This is a genomic window from Pseudomonas sp. 3JA, from assembly GCF_036961705.1.
Classification (GTDB): domain Bacteria; phylum Pseudomonadota; class Gammaproteobacteria; order Pseudomonadales; family Pseudomonadaceae; genus Aquipseudomonas; species Aquipseudomonas fluorescens_Q.
This window is the reverse complement of record NZ_JBAMDJ010000042.1, coordinates 26,241-51,173: the sequence shown is the minus strand read 5'-3', so window position 1 is coordinate 51,173 and position 24,933 is coordinate 26,241. Positions and strand designations below refer to the sequence as shown.

The window sequence follows — 24,933 nt, the reverse complement described above, 5'->3', positions numbered from 1 at the left end:
TGGGCCTGACAGAAAGAGAGGACTGCTTCGCAGTCCAGCGGGAGCAAGCTCCCTCGCCACGGAGAGCAGATTCCTACGAGATTTTCAGAAGGCCAGGGGGAGCAATTGATTTCAGAAACGGAACGCGGCGGCATGATGGCTTTCCGGCGAAATTGGCTCGCTGGAAAGTGTCAACCATGTCCCCGCACACCCGTCAACCATGTGTCCGGTCCGTACACGCTTTTTCGAAAGTGACCCGCCGTCAGGGCGGAACCCTAAGTGGCCGTTACCGAAGAAACGGATATACACCCGAACCACAACCTGTCAGGTTTTTCCCAAACCTAATGCTCCCCAGCCAACCCTGATTATTTTCATAACTATTTGTCGCTTCAACACAATTCCCCTCCAGAGCACCCCTCTAGACTCCCGCCCACTTCGGTGCCTCGCTGACCGAACGCTGCCTACGAATCTGCCAATAATTGCCAATAAAAACCCCTGCACACTCAGGAGCGAAAATGAAGAAACTAGCCATGTTCGGTGCCCTGGCACTGTCCGTATTGTCCCTGTCGGCCGTGGCCGAAGACGCCAAGCCGATCCGTCTCGGGATCGAAGCCGGTTATCCGCCTTTTTCGATGAAAACCCCCGACGGCAAGCTGACCGGCTTCGATGTCGATATCGGCGACGCCCTCTGCGAGCAGATGAAGGTCAAGTGCACCTGGGTCGAGCAGGAGTTCGATGGCCTGATCCCTGCGCTGAAAGTGAAGAAGATCGATGCGATCCTGTCGTCCATGACCATCACCGACGATCGCAAGAAAAACGTCGATTTCACCATCAAGTACTACCACACCCCGGCGCGGTTCGTAATGAAGGAAGGCTCCGAGGTCAAGGACCCGCTGACCGAGCTCAAGGGCAAGAAAGTCGGTGTGCTGCGTGCCAGCACCCACGACCGTTTCGCCACCGAAGTGCTGGTGCCTGCCGGGATCAACCTGGTGCGCTACGGCTCCCAGCAGGAAGCCAATCTGGACATGGTCGCCGGTCGCCTCGACGCCATGCTGGCCGACTCGGTCAACCTCGACGACGGTTTCCTGAAGACCGATGCCGGCAAAGGCTTTGCCTTCGTGGGCCCGACCTATGAAGACGCGAAATATTTCGGCGGTGGCGCCGGCATTGCGGTGCGCAAGGGCGATAAGGCCCTGGCCGATAAATTCAACGCCGCCATCAGCGAAATCCGCGCCAATGGTACGTACAAGAAGGTGCAGGACAAATACTTCGCCTTTGATGTCTACGGGCATTAATCGGTAGGCGCTGCCGAAGGCTGCGATCTTTTTGAGGCTCAAGGGGCTGAGCAAAGATCGCAGCCTCGTTGCACTCGACAGCTCCACACCTAGTCATTCGGAGATTTCATGCAACGCATCGACCATACCCTGCCATGGAGCCACCTGGGCACTGAGCGCCGGCTCAGTGTGTTTCGTTACGGCCATGGCCCGCGCAAGGTTTATATCCAGGCCAGTCTGCACGCCGACGAACTGCCGGGCATGCGTACTGCCTGGGAGCTGAAGCAGCGGCTCAACGACCTCGAGGCGCAAGGCCTGCTCAAAGGGGTGATCGAGCTGGTGCCGGCGGCCAATCCCATCGGCCTGGATCAACATCTGCAAAGCGCTCACATGGGGCGTTTCGAGTTGGGCAGTGGCAAGAATTTCAACCGCTCTTTCGTGGAGCTCAGTGCACCGGTGGCGCAACGCATCGGTGATCGCCTGGGTGACGACCCGGCCGCCAATATCACCTTGATCCGCCAGACCATGGCCCAGGTTCTCGACGACCTGCCGGCGCCGCCTTCGCAACTTGAAGCGCTGCATCGCCTGCTGCTGCGCCATGCCTGCGACGCCGACATCACCCTGGACCTGCATTGCGATTTCGAGGCTGCGATCCACTTGTATGCCTTGCCGCAACAGTGGCCGCAATGGCGCTCCCTGGCCGCACGCCTGAAGGCCGGGGTGGCGTTGCTGAGTGAAGATTCCGGTGGCAGTTCGTTCGATGAGTCCTGCTCCTCACCCTGGTTGCGCCTGGCCAAAGCCTTTCCTGCGGCGGCGATCCCAGCGGCGAACCTGGCGACGACACTGGAGCTGGGCAGCATGGGTGACACCCGCGTGGAACAGGCCCAGGCCAATTGTGAAGCCATTCTCGGGTTCCTGGCTGAGCAAGGTTTCATTGGCGGGGATTGGCCGCCCGCGCCGGCGCAATGTTGTGAAGGCTTTCCGTTCGAAGGCACTCAATACCTGTTCGCGCCGCACCATGGCGTGGTGAGCTTTCTGCGTGAAGCCGGTGAGTGGGTGGAGCGCGGCGATCCGCTGTTCGAAGTGGTCGATCCGTTGAATGATCGGGTCACCATCGTGCGGGCCGGCACCAGTGGCGTGCTGTTTGCCCTGGACCGCGGGCGCTACACCCAGCCGGGTATCTGGCAGGCAAAAGTCGCCGGGCGTGAGCCGATTCGTACGGGGAAATTGAGCAACGACTGATAAGTGCTGTCTACCTCACCGCACGCTTCTTGTCGTGCGGCTATCGAACGATGGAGGAAGATCGATGTTTAAAGCGCTCGCCCTGTTTCTATTGCTGGTCTCGTCCGGGTTGCAGGCCCAACCCTCGCTGCACACGGACTTGCCGCTCAACTACCTGGCTCAAGTCGATGAGCAGGCTCGGAACCGACCGCTGGTGATTTTCCTGCACGGTTCCGGCAGCAACGAACAGGACCTGTTCGCACTCAAGGACGAGTTGCCGCGCGATTACAACTACCTCTCGGTGCGGGCGCCGAAGAGTATGGAACAGGACCGTTATCAGTGGTTCGCGAAACAGGGCGACGGTGCCTACGACGGTGACACCTCGGACTTGAAGGCCAGCGGCCAGGTGCTGCTGGACTTCATCGACAAGGCTCGGGCCAAGTACTCGACCGATCCGAGCAAGGTTTACCTGGTCGGGTTCAGCCAGGGCGCGATGATGAGCTACGAAGTGGCCCTGCGACACCCCGAAGCCGTTGGCGGTATTGCCGCAATGGGGGGGCGGGTCCTGTCGGTGCTGCGGGCGGAACTGACCCCCGATGAATCGCGCCGGACACTGGCGGTGTTCATCGGCCATGGCACGGCAGACCCGATCATTCCCTACCACGATGGCACCGAGGCCAATAGCTTCCTGAAGACCCTGGCGCTGGAACCGGAATTCCATGCCTACCCGGGTGTGGGCCACAGCATCAGCGCCCTGGAAGTGCAGGACCTGCGGGCCTGGCTGGAGCGGCTCAATCCCTAGGAGACTTCGTTATCGCCGCCGATGCCTAGCCCATCACTGACCGCTGGCGATCTGCTTCACCAACGCCTCATGACCGGCCTTGTCACTGGCCCGGGAGATGATTTGCACCACCGCCATGCGCGTGCCGGAGGCAGCCAGCAACGTGGTGTCGAGGGTTGGCCCACCGCCCTGGGTGGCGCTGGTGTCGATCTGGCGCAGGCCCAGGCCGGTGCCTTTCTGGGTCAGGCTTTTTGCGCTCAGGATCTTGGCGTCCGGCAGCGCTGTGGTTCGTTGTGCAGCGAAGTCTCCCATGGTGGTGTCGAGGAACGCGCCATCGTCGTCCTTCACGTTCGCGCCGTTGATGATGGTGTTCTCCGCAGCGATCACCACGGTCCGGCTGGTGGCATTGCTGTACATCGTCCCCGTCGCGCCAGCGGTACCCTGGGCGGCCTCTCCGGCGGGCAATGGTGTTGCGATGAACCCCTTGGGCAAGGTGAAGACGAACTTGCCGCCCAGCATCGAAACCTTCTGCGCCGCTGCATTGCCGGCGACTTTGGACGGGGCCGCCTGGGCAGGCACCAGGACCAGAGCGGCGATGGCCGCCAGCAGCAGGGCGGCGGCATGTTTACTCAGCAATGACATTGAAACTCTCCACGGTGGTCGCGCTTGGAGGCCGATCATCCCATGGGCGCCGTGCCTGACTCCAGCGCCCGTGGCGAATGGGCCGGTCGTTGCGGTGCTGGGGGCGGAGCGCGCTTGATCGGCACCCTCATCCGGGCGCTCAAACCGCTCCGGCACTGAAGCGCCGGGCCAACGCCTCGCGCTCGAAGTGCTCGGTGATGAAATCGATAAAGGCGCGGGTCTTGGCCGGCATCAGCGTGCGGCTGGGGTAGTAGAGCGAAATCACCCCCAGGTCCACGTACCAATCCGGTAACAGCCGCACCAGTTCGCCGCGCTCCAGCCAGGGCAGGGCGTCGGGCACCACCAGCAGGGCCACGCCCAGGCCGAGCAAGGCGGCCTCACGCATGGCAACGGGGTCATTGAAGATCATGGACTCGTTCAGTTGCACGGCGGATTCGCGCCCGGCGGCGTTGCGCAACACGGTCTGGCGTACCCGGCCAGTACGGCTGGCCCGCAGCACGATGTTGTCCAGGCCGGCCAGGTCTTCGGGTTGCCGGGGCAGGGCGCGCTCGCCCAGATAGGCTGGGCTGGCGACGGCAATCAGGTGAGCGGGCGCCAGGGTGCGCGATACCACCCCGGGCGTCAGTGCGAAGCCGCCTCCGATGGCCGCGTCGAAACCTTCGGCGATCAGGTCGACCGGGCGGTTTTCGAAATGCCAGTCCGGCCGGATCAGCGGGTAGCGGGCCAGCCATTGCGGCATCAACGGCAGTACCTGGCCGATACCGAAACTTGGCGAGAGGCTGACGCGCAAGACGCCGGCCGGTTCGCCGCGCTCCGTGGTCACCGCGCCAATGGCCGCCTGCAGGGCGTGCAGGTTGCCACCGATGCTGGCCAGGAAATGTTCTCCCGTTTCGGTCAGGGACAGCTTGCGGGTCGAGCGCTGGAACAACCGCACCCCCAGATTGCGCTCCAGCATCGCCACGTTGCGGCTCACGGCAGCGGGCGTCAGGGCAAGCAACCGCGCGGCCGCCGAAAAACTGCCGGTTTCGGCGCTGCGGACAAAGCATTCGAGGTTGGCGAGGCTTTCCATGGCATGGACCTGATAGTAATGCTTGAAAATGATTCGCCATATTACCGGCTAATCAAGAGGTAATGGCAAGGCCATCATGTACCTCAACGGCGGACATCACCGCCAGGCTTTATCCAAACCTTGAGGACACAAAACATGAGCAGCATCGACACCATCGACACCATCGGCATCATTGGCGCTGGCGCCATCGGCAGTGCTTTCGCCGGCGCCCTGGCCCGCCAGAACATCAATGTAGTGATTGCCAACAGCCGTGGCCCGCAAAGCCTGGCCGAGCTTGTGGCTGACCTCGGTCCTAGCGTACGCGCCGGCACCGTGAAGGAAGCCGCCGCTCAGCCGATGGTGCTGGTGGCGGTCAACTGGTCGAAGTTGCCCCAGGCGCTGGGCGGTTTGCCAGATTTTGCCGGGCGAATCGTGATCGACGCCAACAACGCGATCGAAGTGCCGGGGTTCAAGGCCGTGGATCTCCAGGGCCGGGCCTCGACCGAGGTGTTCAGCGAGTGGGTGCCGGGCGCACGGGTGGTCAAGGCTTTCAATCATTTGCTGGCGCGCCTGCTGGAGGCAGACCCGACGTCCGAAGGCGGCAAGCGGGTGCTGTTCCTGACCGGTGACGACGCGCAGGCACGGGGTGAAGTCGCGCAGTTGATCGAGCGCCTGGGCTTTTTCGGTGTGGACCTGGGGCCCTTGAGTGTCGGCGCACGCTTGACCCAGTTCCCGGGCGGTCCGCTGCCGGTGCTGAACCTGGTCAAGTTCGACTGAGCACTTCGCGACATACGTAAGGACCCGCTCGATCACCGTGGGAACCCGGCCTGGAGCACTCAGTCGGGTTCCACGTTCAGTTGCAGGCTGTCGTCGGCCAGGCGCTTCGTACTTCGCACGATGCCGCTCAGGTGCCGGCCCTCGGCGTAGAACGTCACGATCTGGGCCTTGTCCAGGTCGTCCGGCATCGGTGGATGAACGTGCAACACGAACCACACCGGTTTGTCGTCGTCGAGGTGCTTGACCTCGTACTGACAGTTGATGCTTTTGGTATTGCGACCAAGCAGCGTGTCGAGACCGTAGTCAAGGTGAGTGCTGTCGACGGAGGATCGGGCGAGAGGCATCGGCGGTCTCCTGGGTACGCGCGGTTGATGTTCAAATGATCCCGCCCGGGATGGAAAATTCCATTGGGTGATCTGTAGAGATTAGCCCCAACTTCTGCCGTTCTCATTTTCCCTGTGTGGCGAGGGAGCTTGCTCCCGCTGGGTCGCGTAGCGGCCCCCCGCTTTTTGCGGCTGCTTCGCAGCCGAGCGGGAGCAAGCTCCCTCGCCACAGGGGGCCATTCCAAACAGGCACTCGTCAGATCAGACGCCAGGCACGCCGTCCTTCCACACCGACCAGTTCTTCACAATGTCCTGCACCAGCGGGTTGCCGGTGCGGAACAGGTTTTCCAGCGCCGGGACGAACGCGCCCTGGTCGGCGTATTTGAGCAGGTTGTCCACTTCGTTGCCGCCGGGCTCGGGGCGGTCGAAATCGGACCCGGCCCGCAGCACGGCCAGCCGGTTGATGTCCACCCGACCTTCGCGGCTGGCGCGGAGCAAGGCCTCGTAGGTGGAGTTGTCTTCCTGTTGGGTGGTGCAGTAGACGCCTTTGTTGTCGGTGAGCAGGCGCGTCCAGACTTCGGCGCGCTCGCTCAGGCGCGTACCGGAGAACCAAGTGTTACCGGCCAGGGTGTCGCAGCGGGTCACCACCGGCGGCTGGTTGGCCGGGGCGTACGGATACTTCAAGCGCCAGGCCGCCGATTCCTTGCTTTCCGCCAAGGTTACCTTCTGGCTGAGGGCAAAGGCCTTGGCTTGCAGGGCCGGGTTGAGTTCGAAGACTTCCGTCTTGTAGTCCAGCGGCGGTTTTTCGTTCGGCCCCTTGGTGTTGATGCCCAGGTAGCCGGTAGGCCAGTCCTTGGGCACATCCCGCGAATCCAACTCCCATTGGGTGCCGAACTCCACCAGGTAATGGGCCCAGGCGGTTGTGCCAAGCGTGCCGTGGTGCGGGTTGATGCCGGCGATCCCGGCCACCAGGAAATAGCTTTTGCGCAGGTCGACGGTGGGGGAGAGGGCCAGGGCCAGTGTCGAGGCTGCGGCGTTGGTCTGGCCCATGCCGGTAATCAGCAGGCAGACTCGTTCGGCATTGCAGCGGATCGTCGGGTATTCGGCGGAAAGTCCCGGCACGCGGATTTCAGTCTTGAGTTCGAGGCGATCGATCCAGTTCTGCGCTTCAGGAGCGAACATCGTGATCAGCATCACTTTGGGTTGAAGCGGCGGTGCGGCCCCGGCGGTCGAGCAGTACAGAGCCGTGCAGGCCAGGCCGATTGAAATAGACAGGCGATTGATCATGTATTCGTGACCTCCATGGATTTGAAGTGATGCTTCTACGGCTTGCTCAGAATTGGTAGCCAACCCCGGCGTAGTATCCCCAGCCATCGGAGCGGGCGCGGAAGTTGCCGTCGCCAAAGTTAAGCTCACTGCCGTCCTGCCAGTTGCCGCCGTTGTGGAAGTAACGGCCCACCAGCGTAAAGCGCAGGTGCGTGAACGAATACAGCAAAACGTTGGTGGCGACCGTCGCGTTGGCGGTGCGGGCGGGGTTGTCCTTGTGCAGGTCCGAACCGAAGTCGAAGTTGGTGAAACCAATGTAAGTCAGGGATGCGCCGTTGCTGAACTGGCTGATCGGCACGATGTATTTGAGCTGGGCGCGGTAGCCGTCCCAGGAATATTCATTGCTGGCGCCATAGTTTTCCCATTGATAACGGCCATAGAAGTTGGCCGACAGGTTGACCCTCGAGTGCGTGTCGATATCGGTGCCCAGCCCGCTGTACAAGGTGTTCGCGCGATTGGCGCTGTTGCTGCCGTGATCGTAGATCCAGTCGAACGCCACATACCATTCCTTGAACGGCCCGATGGCCAGGCTGCGGCCGGCCAGGTAGTCGATGGAAATACGCGGTTCGTGCTCCATGAACACGGGAGAACCGTGGTCCCACACCCCTTTGTCGTGACTGTTGCCAATGTTGAGAATCTTTGGAATGTCGACGTAGCCATAGAGCTCGAAGGGCCCTTTGCGTCCGAAGTATTCATATTCCAGATAGACATCGTCGACCGGTTGCGGGCCGAAGCTGATGTCCTTGCTGCCGATGAGCGTCAGGTCCTGGTTGTACCAGTCCGACAGGTAGACGCCTTTGTTCGAGGGGGTGGCCTCGGGGCTGAGGGCTTCGCCCTGGGCGGACGCCTCGGCGGTCTGGGCTTGGGCCGTGGTGCTGAGTAGTCCGGTAACGGCGGTCAGTAGCAGGGCGGCTGCCAATACGCCGGGTGTAGCGCGACACCGGGAAGTGCAGTGCATGGAAAGTCCTTGTTCGTGTGGGCCGAAGCCCGGGTTCCGTGGTTGAAGAAAGACCATCGATCCGCTGCGCAGGATCGATTGCGCAAACGTTTGCACATGTCGTACCAATTTTTCGCATTGGCTTGAAATGCATGGGGTTCAGGCTTTTTTCCTGTCGTGTTGGTCAGGCTCGGTGCACCGAATTCGGCAGTGTCGTGTGAAGGGGCACCAACGTGTTGCAGGGGCATATGATCGACGCGGCACTGAGGCGGTGGCGTTGCTGATAGAATCGGCCATCTTGACTGACCAGAGGTATGCCCATGAGCGAGCCGATTCGCCTGACCCAGTACAGCCACGGTGCCGGTTGCGGCTGCAAGATTTCGCCCCAGGTACTGGAAGTGATCCTGGCCGGCAGCGGTGCGCAGAACCTTGATCCCAATTTGTGGGTCGGCAATGCGTCCCGGGACGATGCTGCGGTGTACGCCATCGACGAGGAGCGCGGGGTGGTCTCGACCACCGATTTTTTCATGCCGATTGTCGATGATCCTTTCGATTTCGGTCGCATCGCTGCCACCAATGCCATCAGCGATATCTACGCCATGGGCGGTGACCCGCTGATGGCCATTGCGATTCTCGGTTGGCCCGTCAACGTATTGGCCCCGGAAATTGCTCGGGAAGTGATTCGCGGCGGTCGCTCCGTGTGCGACGAGGCCGGTATTCCCCTGGCCGGCGGGCATTCGATCGACGCGCCTGAGCCGATTTTCGGCCTGGCGGTCACAGGCCTGGTGCAAAAGCGCCATATGAAACGCAACGACACGGCCACCGCCGGTTGCCGCCTGTACCTGACCAAGCCCCTGGGCATCGGCATCCTCACCACGGCGGAAAAGAAAGGCAAGCTGCGCGTCGCCGACGTCGGCCTGGCCCGTGACTGGATGTGTACCCTCAACAAACCTGGCAGCCGCTTCGGCAAGCTCGACGGTGTGACGGCGATGACCGACGTCACCGGTTTCGGCCTGCTCGGTCACCTGGTGGAAATGGCCGACGGCAGCCAACTGACCGCGCGCGTCCGCTATGACGCGGTGCCACGCCTGCCGGGTGTCGAGTACTACCTCGACCAGGGGTGTGTGCCGGGCGGTACGCTGCGCAACTACGACAGCTACGCCAGCAAGGTCGGTCGGGTCCAGGAACTGCACAAGCGCGTGCTGTGTGACCCACAGACCAGCGGCGGCCTGCTGATTGCCGTCACCCCGGAAGGCGAAAGTGAGTTCCTGCGGGTTGCCGCTGAACTCGGGCTGGCGCTGGAACCTATCGGCGAACTGGTCGAGCGGCAGGGTTATGCGGTCGAGGTGTCTTGATGAGCCATGACATCACCGATTACCGCGATATCTTCCTCAATGACCGGCCGATGATGGACACACGCGCCCCGGTCGAGTTCATCAAGGGGGCCTTCCCCGGCGTAGTCAATCTGCCGTTGATGACCGACAGCGAACGGCAACGCGTCGGCACCTGCTACAAACAGCAGGGGCAACAGGCGGCCATTGTCCTGGGGCATCAGTTGGTGTCCGGTGAAATCAAGGCCGAACGCATCCAGGCCTGGGCCGAGTTCGCCAAGACCCATCCCGACGGTGTGCTGTATTGCTTTCGCGGCGGCTTGCGTTCGCAGATCGTCCAACAGTGGCTCAAGGACGAAGCGGGCATTGATTACCCCAGGGTCGGCGGTGGCTACAAGGCCATGCGCAGCTTTTTGCTGGACACGGTCGAACAGGCGGTTGCCCAGTGCGACCTGGTGCTGCTGGGCGGCATGACCGGCACCGGCAAGACCGAAGCGCTGGCTCAACTGAGCAACAGCCTGGATCTGGAAGGTTATGCCAACCATCGCGGTTCCAGCTTCGGCAAACGCGCCACCGGCCAGCCTTCCAACATCGATTTTGAAAACCGCCTGGCCGTGGACGTACTGAAAAAACGCGCCAGCGGCATCGAACAATTCGTGCTTGAGGATGAGAGCCGTGCGGTCGGCAGTTGCGCCTTGCCGCTGCCTTTGTACCAGCGCATGCAGCAGGTTCCGATGGTCTGGCTGGAAGACAGCCTGGAGCATCGGGTCGAACGGATCCTGCAGGATTACGTCATCGACCTGTGCGCTGAATTTGTCGCCGTACATGGCGACGAAGGTTTCGCACTGTTTTCCGAGCGATTGCTGGCAAGCCTGGACAACATCCACAAGCGCCTGGGCGGTGACCGTCACCGGCGCTTGAAGGACATCCTGGAAACTGCCCTGGCCGAGCAGGCCCACAGCGGTGCCGTCGACGTGCATCGCGGTTGGATCGAGGGTTTGCTGCGTGAGTATTACGACCCGATGTACGTGTTCCAGCGGGAAAAGAAGGGCTTGCGGATCGAGTTCTCGGGAGAGCAGGCGGCGGTGCTGGAATATCTGCGGGAGCGGGCGGCCCGGGGAGGGTGACCACAGGTTTGGCATCCACCCTCAACTCTGTGGGAGCGGGCTTGCTCGCGAAAGCGGTGGATCAGTTGGCGGTGATGCCGACTGCCATCGTCTTCGCGAGCAAGCCCGCTCCTACAGGGCGTGGCGACTGATCAGGTCGGGCAGGTCTTCTGGCCATTATCCAGGCCCTGCTTGTAGCTCTGGCTGGTGAGGCTGGCCTTGCCGTTGTGCCAGGTCAGGGTCAGCACGTACAGCGAGTCAAAATCGCCTGACGCCCAGTCATCGGTAATGGTTTGCTTCTTGCCCACCGCCTCTGCGGCGACCGTGTTGATCAGTTCCGGCAGGTAGCCATGGGACCAGGCGGTATAGATGGTGGCGTTGTGGTACTTGTCGTGCAGCAGTTCCTCAGCCAGGTCGCTGGTGTCGTTGGCCGAATAATTGATGTTCACCGGCAACCCGAGCTTGATGGCGCTGGGGCTGATGGTCATCAGCGGGCGAATATAGCTATAGGAATTGTCCAGCTCGCCCTCTTCGACATTGCGGGTCGGGTTGGCCGCGAACACGTAGTCGGCCTTGCCGAATTTTTCCGGCAGCAGGGTGGCCAGGTCGATGGCGCGGTTGAGACCCTGGCAGTTGAGCTGGCCCAGGCCACCGGCGGGTTTTTCGGCATGACGCAGGAACACCAGGGTCTGCACGCCGTCGGCTGGTTGGGCGCGGCTGATGCTGGATTCCAGCGCCAACCCCAGGCCACAGACCACAAGCAGCGTCGGCAGCAGCAGCCACGAACGGTGTTTGAAATGTCTGGCTAAATTCAGTGGGTTCATCATCGAATAGTTATTCTTCAGCACTCTTGAGTCAGGCTGACAAACCCTGGCACCGCGAAGCGGCTGGCCTCGGGTGTTTTCCCTGTCGTTACGCCGCGTTGAATCCTCCGGGGCATTGCTCAGAGTCTCTTCAAGCCCTTTGGTTCGATCCTGGCTGGTCCCGGTGCACTGTAAGGCCTCCTGTGGGGAGGTAGGGCGAATGTTAGCGACAGGATGTTGCGGATTTAAGAAAGGGCCGATGTGAATTCCGTGACGGGCAGTGATGCCGTCCCGTACATCTTGGATTATCCTCGGGCTTTCCTTCATTTTCGAGCCGACCCCATGCCCGACTTGACCCCATTCCCCATCACCGAGAAATGGCCTGCCCAGTTCCCGGAGTGGATCCAGCTCTACTCCCTGCCCACCCCCAACGGCGTGAAGGTCTCGATCATGCTGGAAGAGATCGGCCTGCCGTACGAGCCCCACAAAGTGGACTTCGCCAGCAACGACCAGCTATCGCCCGAGTTCCTTTCCCTGAACCCCAACAACAAGATCCCGGCGATTCTCGATCCCCATGGGCCGGGCGACCAGCCGTTGGCGTTGTTCGAGTCGGGGGCGATCCTGATTTATCTGGCGGACAAGAGCGGGCAGTTGCTGGCCCAGGAGTCGGCGGCGCGCTACGAGACGATCCAGTGGCTGATGTTCCAGATGGGGGGCATCGGGCCGATGTTCGGGCAGTTGGGGTTCTTCAACAAGCTTGCCGGCAAGGACTACGAGGACAAGCGGCCACGCGATCGCTACGTCGAGGAAAGCAAACGCCTGCTCAAGGTGCTCGATGGCCGTCTGCAAGGGCGCGACTGGATCATGGGCGAGCGCTACACCATCGCTGATATCGCCACGTTCCCCTGGGTGCGCAACTTGATCGGCTTTTACGAGGCCGGTGATTTGGTCGGTATCCAGGATTTCCCCAATGTGACGCGGGTACTGGAGCGCTTCCTGGCCCGACCGGCTGTGGCGCGCGGGTTGAAGATTCCAGAATGAGTCAGCCGACGATTCGCCGATTCGATTACAAACAACTGGATGTGTTCAGCGATGTGCCATTCAAGGGCAATCCGCTGGCGGTGGTGCTGGGGGCCGATGGGCTCAGTGACTCGCGCATGGCTGCTTTTGCCAATTGGACCAACCTCAGCGAAACCACATTCGTGTTGGCGCCACAGCACCCGGAAGCCGATTACCGGGTGCGTATTTTCACCACCTCGACCGAGTTGCCGTTTGCCGGGCATCCGACCCTGGGCAGTTGTCACGCCTGGCTGGAAGCCGGAGGCGTGCCCAAAGGGCAGGAGATCGTGCAGGAATGTGGCGTCGGCCTGGTCAGGATTCGCCGCAGTGATCATGGCTTGGCATTCCTCGCGCCGCCCTTGCTCAAGTCCGGTCCGTTGGAGGCCGACCTGCTGGAGCGGGTGCGCAAGGGGTTGGGGCTCGCAGCCGAGGCGATTGTCGAGGCGCAATGGGTCGATAATGGTGCCGGCTGGCTGGCCTTGATGCTCAAGGATCGCCAACAGGTCCTGACGCTTGACCCCGATTACCCTCAGTTGCTGGATCTGGCGGTGGGCGTGATCGCACCTTGGGATCGGGCCGTGGATGGCGATGAAGCGCACTTTGAAGTGCGAGGCTTCATCGCCGGTGATGGCATGCCGGAGGATCCCGCCACGGGCAGCCTGAACGCCGGGCTCGCGCAATGGATGCTGGCCAAGGGCTTGGCGCCGACATCCTATGTGGTCAGCCAGGGGCTGACGATGGGGCGGGCAGGGCGCATTCATGTCGAGCAATTGGGCGATGACGTCTGGATTGGCGGCGCGGTGGTGACGTGCATCAATGGCTCGCTGACCGTGTGAGGGGATTATTGCCCGGTTGGTAACACGCTATTTTCCAGCCGGTATTTGTGCCCTGGCCGACCAGGGCATAAGCTTTGCCCCCTGTGATCGCGCACCTATTTGCCCCAGGAGTCCCATGTCCAGCCAGTTCCCCGAAGCACGTCCACGCCGTCTGCGTCGCAATGCAAGCCTGCGCAGCCTGTTCCAGGAAACCGAGTTCACCTTGAACGACCTGGTGCTGCCGATTTTTGTCGAAGAAGAAATCGATGATTTTGTGCCGATCAAGAGCATGCCCGGTGTGGTGCGCATCCCAGAATCGAAACTGGCCGGCGAGATCGAGCGCTACGCCCGTGCCGGTATCAAATCGGTGATGACCTTTGGTGTGTCCCATCACCTGGACAACGATGGCAGCGATACCTGGAGCGAGCGCGGCCTGGTGTCGCGCATGGCCGGGATCTGCAAGGACGCGGTGCCGGAGATGGTCGTGATGTCCGACACCTGCTTCTGTGAGTACACCGATCATGGTCACTGCGGTGTGCTCCACGGCGATGAAGTGGACAACGACCGGACCCTGGTCAACCTGGGCAAGCAAGCCGTGGCGGCGGCCCGCGCCGGTGCCGATGTGATCGCGCCATCGGCGGCCATGGACGGGCAGGTCCAGGCCATTCGCCGGGCCCTGGATGAAGCCGGTTTCAGCCAGACGGCAATCATGGCCTATTCCACCAAGTTCGCCTCGGCACTCTATGGCCCGTTCCGCGAGGCCGGCGGTAGCGCGTTGAAAGGTGACCGCAAGAGCTACCAGATGAACCCGATGAACCGCCGCGAAGCGCTGCGCGAATCCTTGCTCGACGAGCAGGAAGGTGCCGATGCACTGATGGTCAAGCCGGCCGGTGCTTACCTCGATATCATCCGCGACATTCGCCAGGCTTCGAACCTGCCGCTGTCGGCTTATCAGGTCAGTGGCGAATACGCGATGATCAAGTTCGCCGCCCAGGCTGGCGCCATCGACGAGGGCCGCGTGATACGCGAGAGCCTTGGCGCAATCAAGCGGGCGGGGGCAGACCTGATCTTCACCTACTTCGCCATGGACCTGGCGCTGAGCGGGATCTGATCTCGACTTGCATCAGTGGGGCCCGTGCCACCGCCTTCGCGAGCAAGCTCCCACATTGGGCATAGCCCGCATCCACTTTTGATCGTATGGTTGCTCCGGAATAACGAACCCGATGGAGCACCATGCAATTCAACCGATTGATGATCAGCCTTGCTGCGCTGCTGGCCTTGGCCGGTTGCGGCAGCCGTCAGGCGCAGGAGCCTGAGCGTCAGCCCGCTGAGGTCAAGAAGCAGATTGTGCAGTTGTTGCCGGCCAAGACTGCGGATCGCGAAGGCTGGGCGACTGACATCTACGTGGCCTTTGCGGCCCAGCAGATTCCCTCTACGACGCAGAACATCTGTGCTGTCCTGGCGGTGACCGAACAGGAGTCGACGTTCCAATCCGATCCGCCAGTGCCGGGGCTGGGCAAGATCGCTCGTCAGGAGATCAACCGCCGTGCGGCGAAGGTGCACATTCCGGAGCTGTTGGTCAGTGGCGCACTCCAGGTGCGTTCGCCCAACGGCAAAAGCTACAGCGATCGGCTCAATGCGGCGCGCAGCGAGAAAGAGCTGAGCGGGATTTTCGATGATTTCATCGGCATGGTGCCGCTGGGCAAGACACTGTTTGGCGGTTTCAATCCGGTGCACACGGGTGGGCCGATGCAGGTCAGCATCGCGTTTGCCCAGGCCAATGCGCGCAATTATCCCTATACGGTGGAGGGCTCGATTCGTCGCGAAGTGTTCAGTCGTCGTGGCGGGATGTATTTCGGCATCGCGCATTTACTGGGCTATCCGGTGAGCTACACCGAGCCGTTGTATCGTTTTGCCGATTTCAATGCCGGGTGGTACGCCAGCCGCAACGCAGCTTTCCAGCATGCGGTGAGTGTAGCGTCGGGCATTTCCCTGGCGCTGGACGGCGATCTGATCGCCCACGATTCCATCATGCCAGGCAGCACGGAACTGGCGGTGCGCACGCTGGGCAAGTCGCTGGGAATGCGCAACCCGACCATCCGCGATCAACTGGAACAGGGTGACAGTCTGGCGTTCGAGGACAGCAAGCTCTACAAGCGTGTGTTCGAACTGGCTGACAAGGCCGAGGGCAAGGCGTTGCCTCGGGCGGTACTGCCGGGGATCGTGCTCAAGAGCCCGAAGATCACGCGCAAGCTGACCACAGCATGGTTTGCCAAGCGGGTGGATGAGCGTTATCAGCGATGCATAGCGCGGGCGACGGGGCGCTAGCCAGGCGTTGAGGCATGAAAAAGCCCGGCGGATGAGGCCGGGCTTTACTGTGATGGGTTTGGTTTGGGAGTGTTCTGGAGCGGTGTGTCGGGTGAACTGCGCAGCGGCTGCGTGAAGGTTGCGGCCGCTGCGCGCCCGAGCGGGAGCAAGCTCCCTCGCCACGGGGTGTGTTGCACATGATTTGCGATACTTCCAGGCATTGCGGTCAAGCAACTCATACGCGGTTTTCGATCAGGCGATCGGAGCCACCTTCGGCGACGCGACGTTCCAGCAGACGATCGGCACCGCCTTCAGCGACGCGGTTTTCGATCAGGCGATCGGAGCCACCTTCGGCGACGCGACGTTCCAGCAAGCGATCGGCACCGCCTTCGGCGACGCGGTTTTCGATCAGGCGATCGGAGCCACCTTCGGCGACACGACGTTCCAGCAGACGATCAGCACCGCCTTCAGCGACGCGGTTTTCGATCAGGCGATCGGAGCCACCTTCGGCGACGCGACGTTCCAGCAGACGATCGGAGCCACCTTCGGCGACACGACGTTCCAGCAGGCGATCGGCACCGCCTTCGGCGACGCGGTTTTCGATCAGGCGATCAGAACCGCCTTCGGCGACGACCGGTTGGGAGGAGGCGGCAAATACGTTGGCGGCCAGTACAGAGAAAGCGAGGCTGAGGATGACTTGGCGTTTCATGATGGTGTGCTCCGGGGGTGCAGTGGTTTGTGTGGGGCCATTGTTGTCCCGGGCGATCATCAAGAGAACTTCATTGACATGATGGTGAACATCGATGGCAGTGATACCTCGTTGGCCCGCTACCGGTCAGCTCGATGGAACACTGATGGGCTCGCGGGCTCTACCGGCATAATGCTTACGCAGGAGGTACGTTCATGTATCGGTTATTCGGTTGCAGGCAATCCGGCTCTTCGGCGGTGGAGGTTGCCCTGTGTCTCTGTGAGGTGGCTTATCGGCGGGTCGACGCCTATTCGACGCACGACAACGATGCGGCGAAAGAGCTTGAGGCACTCAATCCTCTGAAACAGGTGCCGACCCTGCAGTTGCCGGACGGTTCGGTGCTGACTGAAGCAGCGGCGATCTTGATTCACCTCGGGTTGACCTTCCCAGCATCGAAGCTGCTCCCGCAAGACCCGGCCCAGCGCGCCCAGGCCATACGGGGCCTGGTCTATATCGCGGCCAATTGCTACACGCCCATCGGCATTATCGATTTTCCGGAACGCTGGCTGGACGAGGCGGACGAAGCGACTCGACAGCGATTGATATCCGGCACGCAGCAACGGCTGTATCGCAATTGGGCGCTGTTTGCCGACCAGTTCCCGGCCCGACCTTTTCTAGGCGGTGACGAACCCGGAGCGCTGGATATCCTGGCGGCCGTGATCACCAAGTGGAGAAATACACGGGAGGCGATGCTGAGCGCCCGTCCAGCGTTCCATGAGCTGTTGGAGCGCATTGACCACCATCCGCGCGTTGCGCCGGTGCTGTCGCTGCATTGGCCTGAGTGAATCAAGGACACGCCTTGCGTCCAGCCGCTTGCTCGACAAGGCCGGCAAATTGCCGGACATTCTCCTGATGCGCCGTCACCAGCTCGTCGATACTGGCGCCCGCCGGCGTTTGCAGGCTGCTGCGGCACGTGATGGGGCGGGCGTCGTTGCCCAGGTTGCGCAGTCGCCATTGCACGTCCATGCGGGCATAGCGGCCAGGGATCGAGTCAAAGCGTTGCACCTCTACCCGCAGCAATGATTTGGGGGCGCCAGGGTTGCTCAGTTGTTCGTCCAGGCTGCTGTGCAGTTCATCGGCCAGGCTGGCGCCCCACCATTCGGTTTCCATGATCGCCAACCCGCTGTTGCCTTGGCGAATGACCATCTGGGTGCGATCCACCTGGGGTGGGACACTGACCTGTTCGATCTGGATGTCCACGCTGGAGCGCGATTGGCCTGCCGGTTGGGCCGGGCTCAACGTGTGGTAGTGGATCGGATCGCTGCGGCAGGCGCCGAGCAGCAACGCCAGGGCAACCAGGGTGAGTTTCAGCGTCAGTGGCATGGGGCGGACTCCTGTGATCATTCTTTCACCGGCAATGTGAGGTTCTGCGCCGGTGCGTCCTTGGGACGGCCGCGAAGCAGCGATTCGGGATGGCGGCTCAGGTAGTCCGACAGTTCGCGCAGCGAGCGCGACATGCGCCCCAGGTCGTCCAGGGTCTGGGTCAGTTGTTCGCGCTGCGGTGAATCTTCGGCCAGGGTCGAGTTAGCCGATTGCAGGGTCTTGCTGACGTCTTGCAAGGTGCTTTGCACGCCCGGCAGGGTCTTGCTGTTGAACTGGGCCAGGCCTTTGCGCAGCTCCACCAGGTTGCCATCCAGGTTGCCGGCAATGCTCTCCAGTGGCAGTTTGTTGATCCGCTCGATCATCGTCTGCAGTTGTTCCTGCAATTGCTGGAGACTGCCCGGGAGGGTCGGGATTCGCACGGGGCGGGCGCTGGGATCGAAGGCGACTTTTTCAGCCTTGGGGTAGAAGTCCAGCGAGATGTACAACTGCCCGGTCAGCAGGTTGCCGCTACGGGCCTGGGCACGCAGCCCGCGCTCGACGAAGCTGCCGATCAGGCGGGCGCCAGCGGCTTCGTCGTCTGGATTGTGATCGAGCGACTTGAGCAGTTTTTCATGGGCCTTGCCCAGGCGTTGCGGGTAGATCACCACGCCGACGTTGACCGGAAAGCTGCGTTGCTTCTCATCGAAATCGAGGTTGATGGCCACCACCCTGCCGATTTCCACGCCGAGGAACTCCACCGGCGCACCGACGCGTAACCCGCGCAGGGCCTGGTCGAAACGCAGGGCCAGGTATTGGCCCTTGCCATCGGGCGGGGCGAGGGCGCTCTGCTGGTCGGCAAACAGCTCGTAGGTCTTGTCTTCGCTGGCGGCGGTGTCGTTGGGGCTGTACTCCGGTGCCCGGAACGCGATGCCACCCAAGAGCAAGGCCGAGAGCGATTCGGTCTTGACCGCGAAACCGTTGGCGCCGACGTTCACGTCGACGCCGCTGACGTTCCAGAACCGGGTGTTTTCGGTGACATACACATCGTTGGGCGCGTTGATGAACACGTCGATGTTGACGCCTTTGCCGTCGGTGTCCAGGGCGTAGGACACGACTTGGCCCACCGGGATCTTGCGCAGGTACACCGGCGAGCCGATGTCCAGTGAACCGAGGTCCTGGGAGTGCAGGGTGAAGCGCTTGCCTGGTTCGCCGTAGGTGATGGGCGGCGGGTTCTCCAGGCCCGTGAAGGACTTGGCGCGCACTTTCGACTGACCGGCGTCGGCCCCAATGAAATCCCCCGACAGCAAGGTGTCGATCCCCGAAATACCGCCGGCCCCGATGCGTGGCCGTACGACCCAGAACACCGAATCTTCGTGAGTGAAGGTGTCGGCCGTCTTGGCGAGCTTGACCGTGGCGGTGACGTTCTTCTGGTCCTCGCTCAGTTGCACATCGGTGACCTGGCCGATGACCACGTTGCGATATTTCACCTGGGTCTTGTTGGCGGTCAGGCCCTGGCCGGTCTTGAAGGTGATGGTGATGGTCGGGCCTTCCTGCAGCCAGTTGTGGACCACCAGGGACAGCCCCACCAGGACCGCGATGATCGGCACGATCCACACCAGCGACACCGTCCAGCGGCGGGTGGTGACGTGGGCGCGGCCGGGTGCGGGTTGCTGCCCGTCAGTGGCTTGCGACTTCATCCATGACCTCCTCGGATGGTTGAGTGTCCCAGATCAGCCGGGGGTCGAAACTCATGGCCGACAGCATGGTGAACAGCACCACGAGGCCGAAGAACAGGATGCCCGGTCGTGGTTCGATGTCGCTCAATGCCTGGAACTTGACCAGTGCCGCCACCAGGGCCACCACCAGCACATCGAGCATTGACCAGTAGCCGATGACTTCCACCAGCCGGTACAGCTTCGCCCGCTGGACTTGGGCCCAGGTGCTGCGCCGCTGTGCGGTCACCAGCAACAGGGTCAGCACCACGAACTTGATGCCGGGCACCGCAATGCTGGCGATGAAGATAATCAGGGCGATGTCCCAGGCGCCGCTTTGCCAGAACTCGATGACGCCGCTGATGATGGTGCTGTCGGCGCCTTCACCGAGCATCTGGGTATTCATGACCGGTAGCAGGTTGGCCGGGATGTAGAACACCAGCGCGGCCAGCATGTAGGCCCAGGTGCGGGTGATGGCGTCGGGTTTGCGTCGATGCAGGGCGGCGTCGCAGCGGGGGCAGGTCTCGGGCTCGTCGGTCATGTCGCAGGCCAGGCCACAGCTGTGGCACAGGCACAGGCCCAGGTCGCGGGCCTCTGGAGGGGTGTCCAGCGGCTGGCCGTTCACAGGCTGTCCCAAAGGTCGCGGACATCGCGCCCGGCAATGCGGATCATCAGCAGGCTCAAAGCCGCCAGGGCGAACAGGCCGATGCCCGGGAGCACGTCTAGCAGGCCGGCGAGCTTGATCACCGCCACCAGCGCGCCCAGCAGGCACACCTCCAGCATGCTCCAGGGCCGCAGGGTTTCCAGGCTGCGCATGCACAGGTTGAACCCCGGCGCGCGCCGCTGGAGGTAGGCATGGCCCAGTACCCAGAGCAGCAGCACCAATTGAAAGGCTGGTGCAATGATGATCGCCACCGCTGTCACCAGGGCGATGAAGGCGATCGGCCCCTGGTTCAGCGCCACGATGGAATCCCATAACGTCGCGCTGTTGCTCAGGCCCTGGAGGCGGATGCTCATCACCGGGTAGATGTTGGCGAAGGCCCACAACACCGCGGCGGTCACGCTCAAGGCCAGGCGCTGTTCGATGGTCAGGCCGTTGTAGCGCTGGATCACCGCGTGGCAGCGCACGCACGAGGCTTTCTGGTGCGCAGCGAGCATCACCGGTTCGTACACCGCATCGCAATGTTCACAAATGATCAATCGGTCGGTGTCGGCCATCGGGATGCTCGCAGGAACAACCCCTTCAATATAGAAGTGCCTTGGAAATGAGCAACCCGGCCGAACAGATCATTCCCCGCGAATGTATTGCTCCAGTTGTTTGATCAGATCGGCCTGTTCGGCGATGGCTTCCTTGACCAGGTCGCCGATGGACAGCAGGCCGACCAGTTTGCCGTCCTCCACCACTGGCAAATGCCGCAAATGTTTTTCGGTCATGATGCTCAGGCAGGTCTCGACGTTCTGGTGCGGGTCGATGGTGATCACGGGGGAGACCATGATGTCACTGACCTTCGTGCCCACCGATGAGCGACCGCGCAAGACCATTTTGCGAGCATAGTCGCGCTCGCTGATGATCCCCAGCACTTCATCGTTCTTCACCACCAGCAAGGCACCGACGTTCTTCTCGGCCATGCGCATCAGGGCCTGCAATACCATGTCGTCCGGTGAGATGGTGTGCACTTGCTGGTTCTTCTCGTCTTTTATCCGGAGCAACTGCGCGACGGTTTTCATGGGGGAGCCTCAGGTGTTGTTTTGCTGGTTGTTAAAGCATCGTAGACCCAACGGCGCAGAGCAAGCGGTAAAGCGGCGGCCAGTCGTCCAAAAGCGTCATTGCCGGTGAATTCCCCCTGATATGAAGCCATGCGCTGTCTGTGGCGAGGGAGCTTGCTCCCGCTCGATCGCGCAGCGATCGCAAAAAGGGGCCGCTGCGCAGCCCAGCGGGAGCAAGCTCCCTCGCCACAAAAAAAGCGGGTGGGTGGTGTGTCAGTTGGGCAGGTGAAGTTCCCTCGCCACAGGTAGAATCGTCGCCTACGCAAAATTCGAGGTTTCAGCGGTGGATTTACAGCAGGGCTTCGTCCTGACCCGGCATTGGCGCGATACCCCGGCCGGCACCGAAGTCGAGTTCTGGCTGGCGACCGACGCCGGTCCCCGGCGCGTGCGCTTGCCGGTGCAGACGTCGGTGGCCTTCGTGCCGCAGATCCAGCGCGGCCAGGCCGAAGCGCTGCTGCAAGGGGAGAAGGACGTTGAGTTGCGTCCCCTGGACCTGCTGGATTTCGAGCATCGTCCGGTGCTGGGGCTGTATTGCCAGCAACACGCCCAACTGATGCGCCTGGACACCACCTTGCGCCGCGCTGGCGTGGAGGTGTTCGAAGCAGACATCCGGCCGCCGGAGCGCTACCTGATGGAGCGCTTCATCACCGCCCCGGTATGGTTCGGCGGTACGCCGGCCGCCGATGGCCTGCTGGTGGATGTCCAGATGAAACCGGCGCCCGAATACCGCCCACCGTTGCGCCTGGTGTCCCTGGACATCGAAACCACCGCCCAGGGCGAATTGTATTCCGTCGCCCTGGAAGGCTGCGGCGAGCGCCAGGTCTACATGCTCGGGCCAGCCAATGGCGACGATACCGGCGTGGATTTCCAGCTGGAATACTGCGAATCGCGCACGCTGCTGCTGAAGAAACTCAACGATTGGTTCGCCCGTTTCGACCCTGACGCGATCATTGGCTGGAACCTGGTGCAGTTCGACCTGCGGGTGCTGCATGAACACGCCCGGCGCCTGGCGGTGCCGTTGCGCCTGGGGCGTGGTGGGGAAGAGATGCAATGGCGCGAGCACGGCGCGCGCAACAACCACTTCTTCGCCTCGGCCGCTGGCCGGTTGATCATCGACGGTATCGAGTCCCTGCGTTCGGCGACCTGGAGTTTTCCCTCGTTCAGCCTGGAAAACGTCGCCCAGACGCTGCTGGGGGAGGGCAAGTCCATCGATAACCCGTACCAGCGCATGGACGAGATCAACCGCATGTTCGCCGAGGACAAGCCGGCCCTGGCCCGCTACAACCTCAAGGACTGCGAGCTGGTGACGCGGATCTTCGCCAAGACTGAACTGCTCAAGTTCCTCCTGGAGCGGGCCAGCGTCACCGGCCTGCCAGCGGACCGCAGCGGCGGTTCGGTGGCGGCCTTCACGCACCTGTACATGCCGCTGATGCACCGCCAGGGGTTCGTTGCCCCCAATCTCGGCCAGCGTCCGCCCGAGGCCAGCCCGGGTGGATTTGTCATGGACTCCCAGCCGGGGCTCTACGAGTCGGTGCTGGTGCTGGACTACAAGAGCCTGTATCCATCGATCATCCGCACTTTCCTGATTGACCCGGTGGGCTTGATCGAAGGGCTGCGCCACCCGGCTGACCAGGAGTCGGTGCCAGGCTTTCGCGGGGCGCGTTTCTCCCGTACCCGCCATTGCCTGCCGGCCATCGTGGCGCGGGTCTCAGAGGGCCGGGAAACCGCCAAGCGCGAGCACAATGCGCCGCTGTCCCAAGCATTGAAAATCATCATGAACGCCTTTTATGGCGTGCTCGGTTCCAGCGGCTGTCGCTTCTTCGATCCACGCCTGGCCTCGTCCATCACCCTGCGCGGCCACCAGATCATGCAGCGCACCCGCCAGTTGATCGAAGCCCAGGGGCATGTGGTGATCTATGGCGATACCGATTCCACGTTCGTCTGGCTGCGTCGTGCCCATGGCCAGGAGGAAGCGGCCAGGATCGGTCGCGAGTTGGTCGCCCACGTCAACCAATGGTGGCGTGAGCAGGTGCGCGATGAGTTCGGCCTGGAGAGTGCGCTGGAGCTGCAGTTCGAAACCCATTTCAAGCGCTTTCTGATGCCGACTATCCGCGGCGCCGAGGAGGGCAGCAAGAAACGCTACGCCGGATTGGTCACCCGTGCCGATGGCAGCGACGAAATCGTCTACAAGGGCCTGGAAACCGTGCGCACCGACTGGTCGCCGCTGGCACGGCAATTCCAGCAGGAGCTGTACGGGCGGATCTTCCACCGCCAGCCCTATCAGGATTATGTGCGCGATTATGTGCAGCAGACCCTGGCCGGTGCGTTCGATGATCGGTTGGTCTACCGCAAGCGTCTGCGTCGGCCCCTGGAAGACTACGAACGCAACGTTCCACCCCATGTGCGGGCTGCGCGGCTGGCCGATGAGTTCAACCAGCGCCAGGGGCGTCCGCGGCAATACCAGAATGGCGGCTGGATCAGCTACGTCATCACCGTTGCCGGCCCCGAGCCACTGGAAATCCGCAGCGCGCCGATTGATTACGACCATTACGTGAGCAAACAGCTGCAACCGGTGGCGGATGCGATCCTGCCGTTCGTGGACGATGACTTCTCGACGTTGGTGGGTGGGCAGATGGGGTTGTTCTGATGGCGAGGGTCAAGGTTCCTGTGGCGAGGGAGCTTGCTCCCGCTGGGTCGCGAAGCGGCCCCATTTTTTCCTGCGACCGCTTCGCGATCGAGCGGGAGCAAGCTCCCTCGCCACAAAAAGCTGCCAGGCCCGGGGGAAACTAGACCATCGCCAACCGCTGCTTGCCCTGGGGCTGGGGAAATATCAGGTCGAGGGCGGCCAGGTCCTGCGGTTCCAGCTTCAGGTTCGCCGCTTCGGCATTCAAACGCACATGCTCAGGCTTCACGGCCTTGGGAATGGCAATCACCTTGTCCTGGCGCAACAGCCAGGCCAGTGCGATCTGTGCCGGTGTGGCGCGATGGCGTTCGGCGATCTGTCCCAGGGTGTGATCCTTGAGCAGGTGCCCGCCCTGGCCGACCGGGCAGTAGGCCATGATCGGCATGGGCCGTTGCTGGCACCAGGGCAGCAGGTCGAATTCGATGCCGCGTTCCTGCAGGTTGTACAGCACTTGATTGGTAGCGCAGGCCGGCGAGGCCAGCTCCTCGAGGTCATCGACGTCAAAGTTCGACACACCCCAGCGGCCGATCTTGCCTTCTTCGCGCAGGCGTTCGAACGCTTCGACGGTTTCTGCCAACGGGTACTGCCCGCGCCAGTGCAACAGATAAAGGTCGATGTAATCGGTGTCGAGCCGGCGCAAGCTGCGTTCGCAGGCCAGGGGAATGCCTTTGCGACTGGCGTTGTGAGGGTAGACTTTGCTCACCAGGAAAACCTGGTCCCGCAGGCCGGTGATCGCCTCGCCAACGACGGTCTCCGCACCGCCTTCGGCATACATCTCTGCGGTGTCGATCAGGGTCATGCCCAGTTCGATCCCCAACCGCAGGGCCGCGACTTCTTTCTTGTGATGGGACGGTTCCTCACCCATGCGCCAGGTGCCCTGGCCAATGACCGGTACGGACACACCCGCCAATTCCAGCGTCCTCATGCCTATCTCCTGTTTTTTGCTTTGACGTGTGGCAGCAGGATAGACCAAGTGTTCAGTGTTGATCGTT

The 24,933-nt window shown here is 62.1% G+C and carries 25 protein-coding genes; 12 read left to right on the top strand and 13 right to left on the bottom strand.

The window, feature by feature from the left end; translation table 11 throughout:
• Nucleotides 1-494: 494 nt before the first annotated feature.
• The 3 genes from V7773_RS25355 to V7773_RS25345 all read left to right on the top strand — a co-directional run bounded on the left by V7773_RS25355 (nt 495) and on the right by V7773_RS25345 (nt 3,276).
• A complete protein-coding gene (locus V7773_RS25355; protein WP_014339257.1) occupies nt 495-1,274 on the top strand; it encodes an ABC transporter substrate-binding protein in 780 nt (259 codons plus the stop codon).
• Between the two features lie 108 nt (nt 1,275-1,382).
• Entirely contained in the window at nt 1,383-2,495 is a 1,113-nt protein-coding gene (locus V7773_RS25350) for a succinylglutamate desuccinylase/aspartoacylase family protein (RefSeq protein WP_092145474.1), read from the top strand.
• Nucleotides 2,496-2,559: 64 nt separating this feature from the next.
• On the top strand, nt 2,560-3,276 hold the full coding sequence (locus V7773_RS25345) for an alpha/beta hydrolase (protein WP_336075883.1): 717 nt from the start codon (nt 2,560-2,562) through the stop codon (nt 3,274-3,276).
• Between the two features lie 33 nt (nt 3,277-3,309).
• Here V7773_RS25345 and V7773_RS25340 read toward each other — a convergent pair whose 3' ends face one another.
• Nucleotides 3,310-3,897, bottom strand: coding sequence for a hypothetical protein (locus tag V7773_RS25340; RefSeq protein ID WP_336075881.1), 588 nt, complete (start codon nt 3,895-3,897; stop codon nt 3,310-3,312).
• 139 nt (nt 3,898-4,036) lie between these two features.
• Nucleotides 4,037-4,966 carry a LysR family transcriptional regulator gene (locus V7773_RS25335; protein WP_336075878.1) on the bottom strand — a complete coding sequence of 310 codons (930 nt, stop codon included), beginning with the start codon at nt 4,964-4,966 and terminating at the stop codon, nt 4,037-4,039.
• 153 nt (nt 4,967-5,119) lie between these two features.
• Here V7773_RS25335 and V7773_RS25330 point away from each other — a divergent pair, with 153 nt between their 5' ends.
• Nucleotides 5,120-5,722 carry an NADPH-dependent F420 reductase gene (locus V7773_RS25330; protein ID WP_336075892.1) on the top strand — a complete coding sequence of 201 codons (603 nt, stop codon included), beginning with the start codon at nt 5,120-5,122 and terminating at the stop codon, nt 5,720-5,722.
• Nucleotides 5,723-5,781: 59 nt separating this feature from the next.
• Here the strand turns inward: V7773_RS25330 and V7773_RS25325 are convergent, their stop codons facing one another.
• The 3 genes from V7773_RS25325 to V7773_RS25315 form a co-directional block, all read right to left on the bottom strand.
• Nucleotides 5,782-6,066: a hypothetical protein gene (locus V7773_RS25325; protein WP_336075876.1), complete on the bottom strand. Its 285-nt coding sequence runs from the start codon at nt 6,064-6,066 to the stop codon at nt 5,782-5,784.
• A gap of 240 nt (nt 6,067-6,306) precedes the next feature.
• Nucleotides 6,307-7,332, bottom strand: coding sequence for a purine-nucleoside phosphorylase (locus tag V7773_RS25320; protein WP_092145482.1), 1,026 nt, complete (start codon nt 7,330-7,332; stop codon nt 6,307-6,309).
• 46 nt (nt 7,333-7,378) lie between these two features.
• Nucleotides 7,379-8,329 (bottom strand): nucleoside-specific channel-forming protein Tsx, encoded by a 951-nt coding sequence (locus tag V7773_RS25315; RefSeq protein WP_336075874.1) that lies wholly within the window; start codon nt 8,327-8,329, stop codon nt 7,379-7,381.
• A gap of 299 nt (nt 8,330-8,628) precedes the next feature.
• On the opposite strand from V7773_RS25315, the gene selD reads away from it, so the two are divergent.
• Together selD and mnmH are read left to right on the top strand one after the other, a co-directional pair.
• Entirely contained in the window at nt 8,629-9,663 is a 1,035-nt protein-coding gene (selD, locus tag V7773_RS25310) for a selenide, water dikinase SelD (protein WP_336075872.1), read from the top strand.
• Nucleotides 9,663-10,766, top strand: a complete 1,104-nt coding sequence (mnmH, locus tag V7773_RS25305) for a tRNA 2-selenouridine(34) synthase MnmH (RefSeq protein WP_336075870.1) — start codon at nt 9,663-9,665, stop codon at nt 10,764-10,766. The genes selD and mnmH overlap by 1 nt, the downstream gene beginning before the upstream one ends.
• A gap of 131 nt (nt 10,767-10,897) precedes the next feature.
• On the opposite strand, the gene V7773_RS25300 is transcribed toward mnmH, so the two are convergent.
• Nucleotides 10,898-11,572, bottom strand: a complete 675-nt coding sequence (locus tag V7773_RS25300) for a histidine phosphatase family protein (protein WP_336075868.1) — start codon at nt 11,570-11,572, stop codon at nt 10,898-10,900.
• A 318-nt stretch (nt 11,573-11,890) separates the two neighbouring features.
• Here V7773_RS25300 and V7773_RS25295 point away from each other — a divergent pair, with 318 nt between their 5' ends.
• The 4 genes from V7773_RS25295 to V7773_RS25280 all read left to right on the top strand — a co-directional run bounded on the left by V7773_RS25295 (nt 11,891) and on the right by V7773_RS25280 (nt 15,750).
• A complete protein-coding gene (locus V7773_RS25295) occupies nt 11,891-12,589 on the top strand; it encodes a glutathione binding-like protein (RefSeq protein ID WP_092145709.1) in 699 nt (232 codons plus the stop codon).
• Nucleotides 12,590-12,600: 11 nt separating this feature from the next.
• On the top strand, nt 12,601-13,443 hold the full coding sequence (locus tag V7773_RS25290; RefSeq protein ID WP_336075890.1) for a PhzF family phenazine biosynthesis protein: 843 nt from the start codon (nt 12,601-12,603) through the stop codon (nt 13,441-13,443).
• A gap of 115 nt (nt 13,444-13,558) precedes the next feature.
• The gene (gene hemB / locus V7773_RS25285) at nt 13,559-14,533 is read left to right on the top strand and encodes a porphobilinogen synthase (RefSeq protein WP_063322069.1); all 975 of its coding nucleotides are present in this window, start codon (nt 13,559-13,561) and stop codon (nt 14,531-14,533) included.
• Between the two features lie 122 nt (nt 14,534-14,655).
• Complete coding sequence (locus V7773_RS25280) at nt 14,656-15,750, top strand: DUF1615 domain-containing protein (RefSeq protein ID WP_336075863.1); 1,095 nt, start codon at nt 14,656-14,658, stop codon at nt 15,748-15,750.
• Between the two features lie 214 nt (nt 15,751-15,964).
• Here V7773_RS25280 and V7773_RS25275 read toward each other — a convergent pair whose 3' ends face one another.
• A complete protein-coding gene (locus V7773_RS25275; protein ID WP_336075861.1) occupies nt 15,965-16,438 on the bottom strand; it encodes a phage infection protein in 474 nt (157 codons plus the stop codon).
• Nucleotides 16,439-16,632: 194 nt separating this feature from the next.
• Here V7773_RS25275 and V7773_RS25270 point away from each other — a divergent pair, with 194 nt between their 5' ends.
• Nucleotides 16,633-17,262, top strand: coding sequence for a glutathione S-transferase family protein (locus V7773_RS25270; protein WP_336075858.1), 630 nt, complete (start codon nt 16,633-16,635; stop codon nt 17,260-17,262).
• A gap of 1 nt (nt 17,263) precedes the next feature.
• Here the strand turns inward: V7773_RS25270 and V7773_RS25265 are convergent, their stop codons facing one another.
• From V7773_RS25265 to V7773_RS25245, 5 genes are all read right to left on the bottom strand, one after another.
• Entirely contained in the window at nt 17,264-17,800 is a 537-nt protein-coding gene (locus V7773_RS25265; protein WP_336075855.1) for a PqiC family protein, read from the bottom strand.
• Nucleotides 17,801-17,817: 17 nt separating this feature from the next.
• On the bottom strand, nt 17,818-19,476 hold the full coding sequence (locus tag V7773_RS25260) for a PqiB family protein (protein WP_336075853.1): 1,659 nt from the start codon (nt 19,474-19,476) through the stop codon (nt 17,818-17,820).
• The gene (locus tag V7773_RS25255; protein WP_063325133.1) at nt 19,457-20,101 is read right to left on the bottom strand and encodes a paraquat-inducible protein A; all 645 of its coding nucleotides are present in this window, start codon (nt 20,099-20,101) and stop codon (nt 19,457-19,459) included. Before V7773_RS25255 ends, V7773_RS25260 begins: the two co-directional genes overlap by 20 nt.
• Before the next feature lie 11 nt (nt 20,102-20,112).
• Complete coding sequence (locus V7773_RS25250) at nt 20,113-20,709, bottom strand: paraquat-inducible protein A (protein WP_336075851.1); 597 nt, start codon at nt 20,707-20,709, stop codon at nt 20,113-20,115.
• A gap of 69 nt (nt 20,710-20,778) precedes the next feature.
• Entirely contained in the window at nt 20,779-21,219 is a 441-nt protein-coding gene (locus V7773_RS25245; protein ID WP_003200075.1) for a CBS domain-containing protein, read from the bottom strand.
• Nucleotides 21,220-21,541: 322 nt separating this feature from the next.
• On the opposite strand from V7773_RS25245, the gene V7773_RS25240 reads away from it, so the two are divergent.
• A complete protein-coding gene (locus V7773_RS25240) occupies nt 21,542-23,905 on the top strand; it encodes a DNA polymerase II (RefSeq protein WP_092223935.1) in 2,364 nt (787 codons plus the stop codon).
• 139 nt (nt 23,906-24,044) lie between these two features.
• Here V7773_RS25240 and V7773_RS25235 read toward each other — a convergent pair whose 3' ends face one another.
• A complete protein-coding gene (locus tag V7773_RS25235) occupies nt 24,045-24,866 on the bottom strand; it encodes an aldo/keto reductase (RefSeq protein WP_336075847.1) in 822 nt (273 codons plus the stop codon).
• Nucleotides 24,867-24,933: the final 67 nt, after the last annotated feature.